The 13844-nt window shown below is 35.1% G+C and carries 12 protein-coding genes; 5 read left to right on the forward strand and 7 right to left on the reverse strand.

Features of this window, described 5'->3' with window-relative positions; all coding sequences use genetic code 11:
• Window positions 1-116: 116 nt before the first annotated feature.
• Both R2Q59_RS16880 and dtd read right to left on the reverse strand, forming a co-directional pair.
• The gene (locus R2Q59_RS16880; RefSeq protein ID WP_316771152.1) at window positions 117-443 is read right to left on the reverse strand and encodes a nucleotide pyrophosphohydrolase; all 327 of its coding nucleotides are present in this window, start codon (window positions 441-443) and stop codon (window positions 117-119) included.
• 9 nt (window positions 444-452) lie between these two features.
• Complete coding sequence (gene dtd, locus R2Q59_RS16885) at window positions 453-911, reverse strand: D-aminoacyl-tRNA deacylase (protein ID WP_316771154.1); 459 nt, start codon at window positions 909-911, stop codon at window positions 453-455.
• Between the two features lie 64 nt (window positions 912-975).
• Between dtd and R2Q59_RS16890 the strand changes: the two genes are divergently transcribed.
• Together R2Q59_RS16890 and R2Q59_RS16895 are read left to right on the forward strand one after the other, a co-directional pair.
• Window positions 976-1989: a hypothetical protein gene (locus R2Q59_RS16890; RefSeq protein WP_316786391.1), complete on the forward strand. Its 1014-nt coding sequence runs from the start codon at window positions 976-978 to the stop codon at window positions 1987-1989.
• Window positions 1946-4441 carry a hypothetical protein gene (locus R2Q59_RS16895; protein WP_316786393.1) on the forward strand — a complete coding sequence of 832 codons (2496 nt, stop codon included), beginning with the start codon at window positions 1946-1948 and terminating at the stop codon, window positions 4439-4441. Before R2Q59_RS16890 ends, R2Q59_RS16895 begins: the two co-directional genes overlap by 44 nt.
• A 67-nt stretch (window positions 4442-4508) precedes the next feature.
• Here the strand turns inward: R2Q59_RS16895 and rsgA are convergent, their stop codons facing one another.
• Both rsgA and R2Q59_RS16905 read right to left on the reverse strand, forming a co-directional pair.
• Entirely contained in the window at window positions 4509-5429 is a 921-nt protein-coding gene (gene rsgA, locus R2Q59_RS16900) for a ribosome small subunit-dependent GTPase A (protein WP_316786395.1), read from the reverse strand.
• A gap of 204 nt (window positions 5430-5633) precedes the next feature.
• Window positions 5634-6053: a hypothetical protein gene (locus R2Q59_RS16905; protein ID WP_316786397.1), complete on the reverse strand. Its 420-nt coding sequence runs from the start codon at window positions 6051-6053 to the stop codon at window positions 5634-5636.
• A gap of 592 nt (window positions 6054-6645) precedes the next feature.
• Here R2Q59_RS16905 and thrA point away from each other — a divergent pair.
• From thrA to thrC, 3 genes are all read left to right on the forward strand, one after another.
• Complete coding sequence (gene thrA, locus R2Q59_RS16910) at window positions 6646-9102, forward strand: bifunctional aspartate kinase/homoserine dehydrogenase I (RefSeq protein WP_316786399.1); 2457 nt, start codon at window positions 6646-6648, stop codon at window positions 9100-9102.
• Window positions 9103-9168: 66 nt separating this feature from the next.
• The gene (locus R2Q59_RS16915; protein ID WP_316771166.1) at window positions 9169-10098 is read left to right on the forward strand and encodes a homoserine kinase; all 930 of its coding nucleotides are present in this window, start codon (window positions 9169-9171) and stop codon (window positions 10096-10098) included.
• 74 nt (window positions 10099-10172) lie between these two features.
• Window positions 10173-11480, forward strand: coding sequence for a threonine synthase (gene thrC / locus R2Q59_RS16920; protein ID WP_316786401.1), 1308 nt, complete (start codon window positions 10173-10175; stop codon window positions 11478-11480).
• 107 nt (window positions 11481-11587) lie between these two features.
• On the opposite strand, the gene R2Q59_RS16925 is transcribed toward thrC, so the two are convergent.
• From R2Q59_RS16925 to R2Q59_RS16935, 3 genes are all read right to left on the reverse strand, one after another.
• Window positions 11588-12001, reverse strand: a complete 414-nt coding sequence (locus R2Q59_RS16925) for a hypothetical protein (protein ID WP_316786403.1) — start codon at window positions 11999-12001, stop codon at window positions 11588-11590.
• Window positions 12002-12044: 43 nt separating this feature from the next.
• Window positions 12045-12359 (reverse strand): hypothetical protein, encoded by a 315-nt coding sequence (locus R2Q59_RS16930; RefSeq protein WP_316786405.1) that lies wholly within the window; start codon window positions 12357-12359, stop codon window positions 12045-12047.
• Between the two features lie 62 nt (window positions 12360-12421).
• The gene (locus tag R2Q59_RS16935; protein WP_316786407.1) at window positions 12422-13819 is read right to left on the reverse strand and encodes a pyridoxal phosphate-dependent decarboxylase family protein; all 1398 of its coding nucleotides are present in this window, start codon (window positions 13817-13819) and stop codon (window positions 12422-12424) included.
• Window positions 13820-13844: the final 25 nt, after the last annotated feature.

Consider the following 13844-nt stretch of genomic DNA (forward strand, 5'->3'; position numbering starts at 1 on the left):
TTAAATTAGTTTAATACTAATGGTTACGAACCGATGCTAATTAAGGTTGCTTTTGATGTAAGATGGGAAATGTAAAATGGAAGATGACGGAAGACTCAAGACTCCCAACTCCAGACTTATTTTAGCTTTTCATTATTCTTGTGCCTATCTGCATCGCGAATGGATTTCTTTTCTAGATTTTTAATCAATGCTTCGTTTAAGTCGATGCCAGTCTGATTAGCCAAACAAATCAATACAAATAAAACATCAGCCATTTCATCAGCTAGATTTACTTCTTCATCACTTTTTTTGAAAGATTGCTCACCATATTTACGAGACATAATTCGAGCAACTTCACCAACTTCTTCCATTAAAATAGCAGTATTGGTTAGTTCGTTAAAATAACGGACACCTGTTGTTTTTATCCAGTTGTCGACACTTTCTTGCGCTTGTTCTATCGTCATGATTTTTTGTTAATGGTTGTCTTTATCCTTCGTGTCCATTAAAATGGTAACTGGTCCATCATTTAATAAACTGATTTTCATATCTGCCCCAAAAATGCCACACTGGATTTCCTTATTTAACAAAGTTGATAACTGTTTAATCATTTGTTCATACATCGGGATAGCTTTATCAGGCCTTGCTGCCCTTGTAAAACCTGGTCTATTCCCTTTTTTGGTAGCGGCAAACAAAGTAAACTGACTAATCAATAAGATATTTCCATTGATGTCTGCAAGCGATTTATTCATCAAGTCATTTTCATCCCCAAAAACTCGCATATTGGCAATCTTTTGAGCCAACCATTCCAAATCTTCTCGGGTATCTGCATCTTCAACACCTAATAAGACCAAAAAACCATTTTCAATTTCTCCAGTAATCTGGCCATCTACTTTGCAACTGGCTTGTGTAACTCTTTGTAAAACTGCTCTCATCTTTTATTAAAAATACCTACTAATACGTATAGCTTCTCATCTTTTTAAATATTAGTTTTAGCTAATGAGATACAAGTATATATTGTTTTTTATAATTCTACTAACTGCTTGCCAACAAAAGCGAGAAGTAAGTACGTCTTTTTATTATTGGAAAACGGTTTATAAACAAAACAAAGTTGAAAACCAATATTTAAACCAGTTTCACAGTAAGAAGTTTTATGTGAGAATAATGGATGTAGATTTAGATATCAATCTAAAAGCTGTTCCAGTTGCACCAATAAATTTTACTGATTCAATTCCGAAAAATCTTGAAATTGTTCCTGTGGTTTTCATTGTTAATGAAGTCCTAAAAACACAAAGTGATGCACAAGTAGAACAATTAGCCTATAATATTTTGGCTTTTGTAAAATCAAAAGTGCTACAATCTGGGCAAAAGGATTATGAAGAGTTGCAGATAGATTGTGATTGGACGGCAACCACCAGAACCAAATATTTCGAATTGCTTAAGAAGCTAAAAACAAATAATAAAACGAGGCTTTTATCCTCAACATTAAGGTTACATCAATTAAAAAATCAAGAGAAAAGTGGAATTCCGCCAGTTGATAAAGTTTTATTGATGTGTTATAATATGGGTAATCTTCGTCAGTATGGAACGCAAAATTCAATTTTAGATGTACCTGAACTTAAAAAATATGCAGGTGAAAATCTTGGTTTTTATCCGATGGATATTGATGTTGCTCTGCCCTTATTTTCTTGGAGCGTAGTTTTTAGAAACAAACAATATGCAGGAATTTCAAAAAGAGTTAGCTTATCAGATTTGAAAAAATCAGCGTTGTTTAGCTTGCAAAAAGATGGGTTATATCTTGCCAAAACAGATTTACCAGCTTTCGGATTAAGCAGAAATGATGAGGTAAGATATGAAGAAAGTAAGGTAGAAGACCTCAAAAAAACGGCTGAATATTTATCATCTTATTTATCAGAAAAACCAATAAATTTAATCTACTACCACCTAGATAAAAATCTACTTAAAAATTATGAAATCACTCAATTGGAAGAAATCGCTAATATTTTGCGTTAGTTTTTTTGCCGTTTTTTTTGGCGAATTAGCTGTGAATATTGCTTGCGGACCAGAACAAGACCCATACGATTATTATGTTTCTTACTTCCACAATAATGTACAGGGTGACCAATACAAACCTTTTGCTTTTAATGGGCTGTTATTCTTAAATAGTGAAGATGATGTTTGGGCTGAAGAGAATGTAAATAGTGCTGAGTGGGCAAAATATTTAGGCGTAAAGCTAAAAGATGTTCGTAAGATAATGTACGAGTTAGATAGTGCCTCTGATGTCAGATTAAAAAAGGCATCTTTTAAATGGACATCCACATTACCAGATAGCTTAAAGAAAAACAATTTTTTAGCCGCTTTAAGTAAAAATAAAGCTGCATTAAACTATTACAGGTTGCTAAAACAATGTGAACCTATGATTTCGCATATCTATGGTTCTTGGACTCAACCAATAGTTGATAGTGTTTTCTTAATGAAATGTGCTGATAAAAACTTAGCGCTTCTACCTAACTTTAAAGATGATTTTCTAAAACTGAGATACGCTTATCAAATTCAAAGAATGTATCGTTATGCAGGCAATAAGCAGCAGAGTAAAATGGTGTATGAGAAATACATTGCCAATAATCCTTCAACTAGCGCTGTTAAAGGTTGGGCAATTTCACAATATGCGGGTATAATTAGAGCTGAAGGTAAAGCTGATGAAGCAGCCTTTTTATTTTCTAAGGTTTTTGCAAGCAATCCAGAAAGACGGATAGTGGCTTATAGAAATTATTTTTGGACAAGTGCTAAAATGGATGATGTATTGAAATTTGCTAAAAGTGAGGATGAGAAAGCTAATATTTATGCAATTAATGGGTTTAAGAAGCCAGATTCTGAGATACAGTTAGTTAAAGATGTTTATGAATGTAATCCAGCAAACCAATTAGTGGGTGCATTGGTAATTAGAGAAGTGAATAAGCTGGAGCAAAATCTGTTAGAGCGATCTCCTATGGCTTACGATTATTTTTCTGCCTCTATATATGGGAATTATTTTAATTATGGTAAAAATGCAGATAGTTTGAAAACTGCTAACTTAAAACACCTAAAAGTAGTAAGAGATTTTGCCACTAGGATAGCTAACGAGAAAAAATATATCGAACCAGATTTTGGTAATATTACCGCTGCTTACTTGTCGTGGATAGAACATAATGATGTTTTAGCTATGAAATATTTGAATAAGGTTAATCTAGAAAAATTATCTCCTAAGCTAAAAGACCAATATCGCATAACAGAATTGTTAGTTAAAGCCAATCAGATTAAAAAAGGAAATAATTTTAATGAAAATGAACTTTTACCTGCATTAAAATGGCTTGATGAAAAACGTTTAGAAGAAAACCCAGTACAACCAAAGGATTCAGAGTACTATTATGGCTGGAATGAAGGTGAAAAAAGTCGTTATACTATTACAACCAGAAATTTTTACCAGCAAGTCTTAGCTCCAGCTTATACAAAATTGGGCGATACGGCAAAAGCTGCGTTGGCAATGTTAAAAGGCGATGCAAAATATAAATTGCTAAAAAATATGAAGTTTAAAAAATCATTAAGCTATCAAACTACTATGTATTGGATGCAAAGCTTAAGCGAAAATACATTAGATAAAATTGCGACTTATAAAACTAAAACAGCTATAGATAATTTCGATGGTTTACTTGCAAAAAGTCTTAATCAATTTAGTAGTGATGATTTTTATGAACTGCAAGGAACTGCTCATCTACGTGCACACCAATATGCAAAGGCCATAGAATGTTTCAATAAACTGTCTAAAACTTATAAATATTGGATGCCTGAAGAGTGGGAATGGTTAGATAACGGTAAACATTTAGTTCATAAACAATATGCTAATGCCTTTGCAGAAACGGTAACGGATTATCCTAAAAAATATGTAAACAAACCTAACCGCTTAAACAAGAAAACCTTTGCAAAAAAAATGCTAAACTTACAAAGACTAGCAAATACAGATAAAAAGAATGCAGCGCAATATTATTATCAAATGGCAAAAGGACTTTATCAAACTGGAGAATTTGGCAACGCTTGGTTTTTTATAAGTTATGATTGGCGAATTTTTGCTAACCAGAATAGAGGGAAATACGATTACAATTCAGATTATAAATTAGCTTTGAAAGCCAAGGAATACTTCGAAAAAGCTAGAGAATTAAGCAAAGACGCAAACTTTAAAGCTAAATGTACTTTTATGCTAGCTAGGTGCGAACAGAAAAAAATACTGCAAAAATATGATGCTATAACCTGGAATGAAACTGAAGATTATGAAAAGTTAGGTAAGGAGCAAGACCGCATTTACACAAGAATGAACTCAGAAAACCCATACTTCGCAGAGATGAAAAATCAATATGCTAAAACACCATTTTACAAAACCGCAGTAAACGAGTGCAGTTATTTAAAAGACTTTTTGAAGAGAAGTCAATAGTCTTAAGTCAGCAGTCCTGAGTCTGTTTTTACTCAAGACTTTGGACTATTGACTCTAGACTGTGCCATTAGGCACGAGTATCATTATTATGAAAAATACTTAAGTAACTTTCGTATCTGCTTACTTCAATTTCGCCTTCTTCAACAGCTTTAATTACTGCACAACCTGGTTCGTTTACATGGCGGCAATTGTTAAAACGGCACTGGTTTAAACGCTCCCGCATCTCCACAAAATAATGGCTTAGTTCTTCAGGCTTAATGTCAAAAACACCTAATTCCCTAATTCCAGGGGTGTCAATTAAGTAGCCGCCAAAAGGTAAAGTATGCATTTCGGCAAATGTTGTGGTGTGCTGACCTTTGTCGCTCCAATCAGATATTTCGCCAGTTTTAATCTCGAAACCAGGTAACAAAGCATTAATTAAACTAGATTTTCCAACACCAGAATGACCAGAGAATAAAGTCGTTTTATCTTTTAATAAATCTTTAATTTGGTCAACGTTTGTGCCTTTTAAAGCAGAAACTTCATAACAAGGATAGCCGATTTTCTCGTAAATGGCTTTGTACTCGGCCAAAAATTCTAAGCCTTGTTTGCTAAATAAATCTAGCTTGTTAAATATTAAACAAGTGGGAATACTATAAGCTTCAGAAGTCACTAAAAAACGGTCTATAAAACCTAAAGAAGTTCGTGGCGAAGCCAAGGTTACAATAAGAAAAGCTTGGTCTAAATTGGCGGCAATAATCTGTGCTTGTTTACTTAGATTAATCGATTTGCGGATAATGTAATTCTTTCTATCCTGCAATGTATCAATTACACCAGTTTCTGCATTTGGCTCTAATTCGAAACCAACTTTATCGCCAACGGCAATCGGATTAGTGGTTTGTATACCCTGAATCCTAAATTTACCCTTAATACGGCAATCGTAGGTTTTACCATCTTCGGCGTAAACTTGGTACCAACTCCCTGTAGATTTAATGACTAATCCTTGCATAAAGCACAAATGTAAGAAAATGTAAGATGTAAGATGGAAAATGTGCGTAGGATTATTTTGAAAAGCAAATGCAGTGTTTCAATTTGAGGATAGTCCTGCCATTCGCTTCAATCTTTCACCCCTAAATCCCCTGAAGGGGACTTTGGTAAAAGGATTTACGCTACTGTCAGGTTTAGAGACACAAGCCTGTGCAAGGAACCAAAACTACCTGTCCAAATACTTTAATGCGTAAGCAGCATTTTTGCTAACCAATTCATTGCTATGGTTAAGGTAGGTTTTTACCAGCTCTATGTATTTTTTCTGACCAGTAAAGGGAATTAAGATTAATGTGTTGGCTAAAATGGCTTCGTCTTCTTCAAATACATCAATTAAACCCTCTAAAGAAACATTGATGCTTGAGTTTGCCAAAAAGATGTTTTCAATTGCTCTAAAAATCTCTCTAACAAGCTGCGGATTTGTTTCATACAAAACAATGTCAACTAGTTTAGTAGCACATTCTTCTAGCTCGTCTATTGATAATTGCTTAAATTCAATCAAATCATCAAGCTGATTTAAACAAGACATTTTTGACTCGAAAGAACCGTATTCAATTCCGCCTAAAATATCATAAACCTTATCTTCCATTTGAGTTTTTGCTTATTGCAAATTAGTGAATTTTGAGGAATATTTCGCTTATCGGCTGGTGTCTCACCTGCAGAAACCTTTGGGTTTTGAACTAGAATAATAAGATGGTTGGTGAGACACCGACCATTAGGACAAGCTTTATTTTTGCGATTTGTAATGCAAACTTCAATAGTAGCAAAAGCCTTTCATCTCTAAACCAGATGGTTACGAAAAGCCCCCGATTCTTCATCGGGGCTTGTAGGAACAGCGGGACAGAACCAATCCAATTATCTCTGAAGCACCTTTTCAAATAATTATTTTAAAATATGCTTAAAAAAGCCTTTTATGTTGCGAATTTGGCAACTACTAAACCGTTTTAATAAAAAATTAAAATTATTTTCAAATAATACTTGACATTGTAAAAAATAATCGCCTACTTAGCGGTGTAGAAAATACACTAAGAAAAAATGATTTTTAACAACTCAATTATTACCACAACAACAACATTGACAACAGGCAAAAGCCTGATGGGGAAACGCTAGTGGTATAACTGAACACAACATATAAAGCGCTCCCGACAAAATCGGGAGCGCTTTTTTTTTAACCTTATATCATGAACATTTTAAAATTTGGCGGTACATCAGTAGGTTCAGTAGAAAGCATCAGTGCTTTGTTGAACATCTTGGCAAAAGAAAATCAGCAGCAAGAAAAACCAGTTGTGGTTTTGTCGGCAATGAGCGGTGTAACCAACTTGTTGACTTCCATGGCAGAAAAAGCTGCATTGGGACAAGATTATAATGAAGAGCTAAAAGCGATTGAGCAACGTCACTTTGAAGTGATTAGGGCTTTATTGCCTGCTTCTGCGCAAAACCCAGTTTTAACAAAGTTGAAATTGTATTTCAACGAGTTAGAAGAATTGTTGCAAGCCATTTATAATTTGCAAGAACTGAGTTTACAAGCCAAAGATTTAGTGTTAAGTTATGGCGAACGTTGTTCTACTTTTATGGTTTGTCACATTGCCAAACAACAGTTTCCTGAAGCGGTTTTTGCAGATGCAACACTATTCATTAAAACAGATGGCAATTTTGGTCAGGCTCGTGTAAACACTCAATTAACCGATTTTTTAGTTAAGGATTTCTACGAAAACAATGCAGGTAAAATGCTTTTTGTTACTGGTTTCATTGCTAGTAATGAAGCTAACCGTGTTACAACCTTAGGCAGAGGTGGCAGTGATTATACTGCTGCAATTTTAGGTTCGGCATTAAATGCTAGTGAAATCCAAATATGGACTGACGTTAACGGTATGATGACAGCCGACCCAAGGATTGTAAAAAAAGCTTTTCCATTGGAGGAATTAAGTTACATCGAAGCAATGGAATTATCTTATTTCGGTGCTAAGGTAATTTATCCACCAACAATGACTCCTGCATTTTTAAAGAAAATCCCAATTGTAATTAAAAATACCTTTGATGTAGATTTCAAAGGGACTTATATTTTACACGGTGCAAAACCATCGGCGTTGCCAATAAAAGGGATTTCTTCTATTGATGATATCAGCATCATTAATTTAGCTGGTAGTGGAATGGTGGGTAAAGCAGGTTTTAGTGGAAGATTGTTTTCGTTATTATCTCGTGAGCAAATCAACGTAGTTTTAATCACACAATCATCTTCTGAACATAGCATTACTTTTGCGGTAAAACCCACAGATGCAGTTAAAGCAGTTAATTTAATTGCAAAAGAGTTTGATTTAGAACTACAAGCGAACAAATTACAAGCGCCAGAAGTTGAAGACGGCTTAGCGGTATTGGCTATTGTTGGCGAAAACATGAAACGTACACCGGGTATTTCTGGTAAGTTGTTCCACTCTTTAGGCAGAAATGGTGTAAATGTTCACGCCATTGCGCAAGGTTCATCAGAATACAATATCTCGGTAATTATTGCCAAAGGAGATTTATCGAAAGCAGTAAATGCGGTACATGATGCTTTTTATACTGAACTGAATAAAACTTTGCACATTTTCTGTTTAGGGACTGGGAATATAGGTAAAACCTTGTTCAAACAATTACAAGTTCAAATGCCTTTCTTGGCTAAAAACAATGATTTGCAGGTAAAAATAATGGGCATTAGTAATACTCGTAAAATGCTTTTATCGCCCAATGGCATAGCATTAGAAAACTGGGAAGAAACTCTAAATACACAAGGCGAAACTGCAAACTTGGAAGATTTTGTAGCTCAAATGAAAGCAATGAACTTACCGAACTGTGTATTTGTAGATAATACTGCTAGTCCGAAACCAGTACCATTTTACCAAGGCGTTTTCGAAGCAAGCATCTCGGTAGTTACTTGTAATAAAATTGGTAATTCTGCAAGTTTTGCTCAGTACGAAACCTTTAAAAATACAGCTCGTAAGTTTGGTGTAGACTTCTATTACGAAACCAATGTGGGGGCAGGTTTGCCAATCATTAGAACCTTAAAAGATTTAATGATGAGTGGTGATAAAATCGCTCGTATAGAAGCCATTCTATCTGGAACAATATCTTACATTTTTAACCACTTTAAAGGTGATGCTGCTTTCCACGAAATTGTAAAAGAAGCGCAAGAACTAGGTTACACTGAACCAGACCCACGCGATGATTTGAACGGAAAAGATTTTATGCGTAAAATGCTAATTCTAGCTCGTGATGCTGGTTATGCTTTCGAAGAAGCTGATGTAAGCATTCAAAATATGCTGCCAGATGCGTGTTTGCAAGCACCAACAGTAGAAGAGTTTTACAGACAATTAGAATTGAATGCAGACTATTTTACCCAATTGAAACAAGAAGCAGAAGCTAGTAAAAAGGTATTGAGATATATTGGAAAACTGGAAGATGGAAAAGCATCAATCACTTTGCAAATGGTAGATGAAAACCATCCATTTTACATGCTTTCGGGAAGTGATAACATTATCTCTTTTACAACTGACAGGTATAAGGTTAGGCCATTAGTAGTTAAAGGTCCAGGTGCTGGTGCTGAGGTTACTGCTGCGGGAGTTTTTGCAGATATCATTAATGTTGGTGGAGAAAAAGCTTAAAGACTAAAGAGTAATAAAGTTTAAAGAATTATAGAGATAATGATGTGATATCTCAAATCTAATAAAATGAAAGAAATAAAAGTTTTTGCTCCTGCCACCGTTGCCAACGTAGTTTGTGGATTTGATGTTTTAGGTTTTGCAGTAAATGAACCTGGCGATGAAGTGGTGATGCGATTAGTGGATGAACCAGGTGTTCGTTTGTTAAAAATTACTGGCGATGATGGTCGTTTGCCATTAGATTCTGCAAAGAATACCGTAAGCGCAAGTGTGCAACATTACCTTAAACATCTAAATAGGGAAGATGTTGGTGTAGAAATAGAATTGCATAAAAAAATGCCCATCGGCAGTGGATTAGGCTCTAGCTCGGCGAGTACAGTTGCTGGATTATATGCCATTAATCAGTTAATGGGTAATTTATTAACCGCTAAAGAATTAGTTCCTTTTGCCATGAAAGGCGAAGAATTAGCTTGCGGTTATGGTCACGCAGACAATGTAGCACCCGCTCTAATGGGCGGTTTCGTGTTGGTTCGTAGTTATGAACCATTAGATTTAATCGCTTTGCCAACACCAAAAAATTTGTTCGCTGCTATTGTTTATCCAGAAGTTGAGGTGCCAACAAAAGATGCAAGGCAAATGATTAAGGCTAAGGTATTATTAAAAGATGCGGTTACCCAATGGGGAAATGTAGCTGGTTTGGTAAGTGGATTGTTTTTAAACGATATCGACTTAGTGGGCAGAAGTATGAAAGATGTATTGATTGAACCAACTCGTTCTATTTTAATTCCAGGTTTTGAAACTTTAAGAGAACTAGCAATGGAAAATGGTGCAGTTGGTTTCGGGATATCGGGTTCTGGTCCGTCTGTTTTTGCGTTGGCCAAAGATGAGGCAACTGCCCGAAAAATTACTGATGCACAACAAAAACACTTAACAGAATTAAAAATCAATAGTAACGCTTACGTGTCTTCAGTAAATGCTGAGGGGCCTAAAGTAATGTAGACAGGTAAGATGTAAAATGGAAAATGTGACTAAGCCTACATCTTCCATCAACCATCTTCCATTTTCCATAAATTATGAAGTTATATTCAACCAACAATAAAGACTTACGTGTTTCCTTCCAAGAAGCAGTTTTTAATAGTATGCCGCAAGATAGAGGCTTGTATATGCCTTTAGAAATCCCTCAATTAGAGCAAGAATTCATCAATAATATTGAGAACTATTCTTTACCAGAGATTGCTTATAAAATTGCATCAACTTTGTTAAAGGATGAAATTCCAGCTGCTGATTTAAAAGCTTTGGTTGAAGATGCTGCAAACTTTGATGCTCCAGTTGTAAAATTAGACGAAGAGACTTTTGTGCTGGAATTATTTCACGGGCCTTCTTTAGCTTTTAAAGATTTCGGTGCTCGATTCATGAGCCGTGTAATGGCTTATTTCTTAAAAGATGGAGAGCAACTATTAGATGTTTTAGTAGCTACTTCTGGAGATACAGGAGGTGCTGTTGCTTTAGGTTTCTTGGGTGTGCCAAATACAAGGGTAACCATACTGTTCCCAAAAGGGAAAGTAAGCGAAGTACAACGTTTGCAATTAACTACTAATGGAAAAAATATTAGGGCAATTGCTGTTGATGGAACTTTTGATGATTGCCAAGCATTAGTTAAACAAGCTTTTGCTGATGACGAGTTGAATGCAAAATTTAGGTTAACTTCTGCTAATTCGATAAATATTGCAAGGCTAATTCCTCAGACCTTCTATTATTTTAATGCTTACGCACAGTTGAAAAGACAAGGTTTTAATGAGGTTGTTTTTTCAGTGCCTAGTGGAAACTTTGGAAACATAGGAGCGGGTTTATTAGCCTACAAAATGGGATTACCTGTTCATCAATTTATTGCGGCTACCAATGCTAACGATACTGTTCCTCGCTTTTTAGAAACAGGTATTTATGATACTAAACCATCTGTACAAACTTACGCTAACGCGATGGATGTTGGTGCGCCAAGCAATTGGGTGCGTATCATGAATTTGTTTAATGAAGATAAAAATGCAATTAAAGAGTTGGTAAAAGCTTATCGTTTTACAGATAAGGAAACCTTGGCCGGAATTAACGAGATTTTTGAGCAATTCAATTATGTTGCTTGTCCGCATACCGCCATTGCATATCTTGCAACGAAAGCTTATGCAGAAGAAAACCCAAGTGATAAAAGTGCTAAAGTCTTTTTATCTACTGCCCACGCTTGTAAGTTCCCAGAAGTTTTTCCTGCTGAAATTTTGGAGAAAATCAAATTACCTGCACAAGTAGAAAGTCTAAAAAATAACCCAGAATTGTATGATGATTTGGGAAAAGATTTTGAAGGATTTAAAGGGTATTTGTTGGAGGAATAAAGAGAAATAATTGTCATTTCGAACGAGGTACGAGGAGAAATCTAGGAGGTAAAACTAACAGATTTCTCAATCGCGAAAAGCTCATTTCGAAATGACGTTACATATTACTACTTCGCAGACTTGCTCTTCAGCGTTTTCAGCTCTGCTTTTAGCGCATCTATTTGTTGCTGTTGTTCTTTAATGCTACCAACTAACATTGGAATCAGCATTTCATAATCTACTTTTTGAACTACAACTGTTTTATTGTTGTTTTTTCCTTCGCTATAATTTAATTGTTGATTTACAACCAATTTTGGATTAACCTTTGAAAGTTGTTCTATATTAAATCCACTTTGTGAAGGTTTTAAATTAAGTTTTTGTAACCAATCTTTATCATAAGTGAAATTTATTGGCTCTAGTTTTACAACTGTGGATAAGGAGTTTGTAATTGGGGTAACATTAGTTTGTTTAACGGTTTGCGCATTAGATTGTGCTACAAATCCGACCATAGCAATAGCTATAATAGAAAGTATTTGTTTCATATTAAAAAGTATTATATATTAATTTGGATGTTTTTTATTTGATCTAACTCTCAAATAAATCTGGTGGGGGTGTGCTTGGCTTTACAGAAAATGAAGATACTTTAATCTCCAACAAAGGAAATTGTTTAATGCTAGCGTAGTTAAGGCAGGATAGGTTTAATGCTTTTTCAAAGAGATAGCTATTAGTAAGTTCTTTTGAAGTTTCCTTGCTTGATTCTGCATTTTCTTCAGAAACCTCATTACTAACATTTTCTGTTTTAGCCTTGAAATTTTCCAATAAAACATAACTGCCAAAACTTAAAAAAGTTAAGGTGATGAGCATCACATAGCCTAGTTGTTTTATTGAGCTTTTAATCATTGCCCCAAAAATAACAGCAATAATTTATTGGAGTGCCATTGTTTTGTAATAACGTAAAACACTTAAATACACAAAGAAGTGGCTATCCGCTCCATTTCCGCAGTTGCGATCGCAACATCATTTGTTGAAGTTCTCCAATTGACAAAAGCAGCTCTTATCCCTTTTTTGCCATTGTAGAAAGTTGGTGTCATAAATACCTTGCCTGTAGCATTAAGCTGATTTAAAAAATCAGTAACTAAATCTTCGTTAACTAAAGTAAAGCAAACGGTGTTTAAACGGACAGGAGCAAGGAGTTCGAAATTTTTATTGTTGGTGATAAAATCAGCAAATTGCTGAGCCATTAAAACATTGCTTTCAACCAATTCTTTGTAGCCAGTTTTGCCATAACTCATTAATGTAAACCAAGCTGGCAATGCCTTTAGTCGTCTTGAATTTTCTGGTAAGAAATTAAGGTAGCTGAAGTTCTCTTGAGGGTCGCCTAAATAAGCGGCATTGGAATTTTGAAAAGTTTCTACTTGCAGACGTTGATGTTTTTCTTTCACGAAAAACACAGCGCTTTCATAAGGAACATTTAACCATTTATGACAATCGACCGTAATACTATCTGCATTTTCCCAGCCTTTAACAAGGTGCTTATACAGTGGTGAGCAAGCAGCAAAGCCACCAAATGCCGCATCAATATGCCACCAAAAATTGTATTCCGACTTTAATTTGTTTATTGCTTCAAAATCATCAAAATCAACAGTGTTTACTGTTCCTGCACTTGATATAAGAATAAAAGGTTCGCCATTTAGTGCTTTTATCTTTTCCGTTAAATCTGTAATATCTATTGCTTCTCTATTGCCTTCACCAACCTTTATGGCAATGAAATTATTGCTACCGATTCCCAGCATTGCTAAAGATTTGATAGCTGATGAATGTGGCGTAGCTGATAAGACTTTAATTCCGGTTGTAATGCCATCCCTACTAAAGTCTTTACCTAATTGCTTGCCAATCCATTGCCTAGCAACTGCTAAACAGCTAAAGTTTGATAAGGTTGCTCCTGTTACAAAGCCACCAAAAAAATCTTTTGGCAGGTTAAAAAGTGAAAGTAATAACTGAATGGTTTCTAGTTCTATGATGGCAGAAATATCACCATTACCTTTTATCGATTGTGTATTCTGGTCGTAAATAGTTGATAACCAATCGCCAGCAATAGCTGCAGGAGTAGTACCACCAGTTACAAATCCCCAATATCTTGGTCCAGAAGAGGCAACGATAATTGGTTCAAACCTCTCATTAAAATATTTGAGTGTATCTAATGTCCCAATTCCATCGTAACTTAAATCGGTAACCTGTGCTACTGTTTGCTGACTTGTAGTGGACCTTTCATGAATGGTATTTAAATAAGCTAATCCTTGCTGTTGAACTTGATTGAAGATTTCCTCAAGAATTTGTGCGTCTTTATTTAAGTTATTCATGATAAAAGTTTTGAATGTTAAAAAG

Origin of the sequence: Pedobacter frigiditerrae, from assembly GCF_032678705.1 — a bacterium.
Taxonomy (GTDB): domain Bacteria; phylum Bacteroidota; class Bacteroidia; order Sphingobacteriales; family Sphingobacteriaceae; genus Pedobacter; species Pedobacter frigiditerrae_A.

What these genes read in the sequence shown, in the direction of transcription:
- thrC (WP_316786401.1), top strand. Translation starts at nt 10,173, where the DNA reads ATGAAGTTATATTCAACCAACAATAAAGACTTACGTGTTTCCTTCCAA.
- R2Q59_RS16925 (WP_316786403.1), bottom strand. Translation starts at nt 12,001, where the DNA reads ATGAAACAAATACTTTCTATTATAGCTATTGCTATGGTCGGATTTGTA.
- rsgA (WP_316786395.1), bottom strand. Translation starts at nt 5,429, where the DNA reads ATGCAAGGATTAGTCATTAAATCTACAGGGAGTTGGTACCAAGTTTAC.
- R2Q59_RS16935 (WP_316786407.1), bottom strand. Translation starts at nt 13,819, where the DNA reads ATGAATAACTTAAATAAAGACGCACAAATTCTTGAGGAAATCTTCAAT.
- R2Q59_RS16890 (WP_316786391.1), top strand. Translation starts at nt 976, where the DNA reads ATGAGATACAAGTATATATTGTTTTTTATAATTCTACTAACTGCTTGC.
- R2Q59_RS16895 (WP_316786393.1), top strand. Translation starts at nt 1,946, where the DNA reads ATGAAATCACTCAATTGGAAGAAATCGCTAATATTTTGCGTTAGTTTT.
- R2Q59_RS16915 (WP_316771166.1), top strand. Translation starts at nt 9,169, where the DNA reads ATGAAAGAAATAAAAGTTTTTGCTCCTGCCACCGTTGCCAACGTAGTT.
- R2Q59_RS16930 (WP_316786405.1), bottom strand. Translation starts at nt 12,359, where the DNA reads ATGATTAAAAGCTCAATAAAACAACTAGGCTATGTGATGCTCATCACC.
- R2Q59_RS16905 (WP_316786397.1), bottom strand. Translation starts at nt 6,053, where the DNA reads ATGGAAGATAAGGTTTATGATATTTTAGGCGGAATTGAATACGGTTCT.
- R2Q59_RS16880 (WP_316771152.1), bottom strand. Translation starts at nt 443, where the DNA reads ATGACGATAGAACAAGCGCAAGAAAGTGTCGACAACTGGATAAAAACA.
- dtd (WP_316771154.1), bottom strand. Translation starts at nt 911, where the DNA reads ATGAGAGCAGTTTTACAAAGAGTTACACAAGCCAGTTGCAAAGTAGAT.
- thrA (WP_316786399.1), top strand. Translation starts at nt 6,646, where the DNA reads ATGAACATTTTAAAATTTGGCGGTACATCAGTAGGTTCAGTAGAAAGC.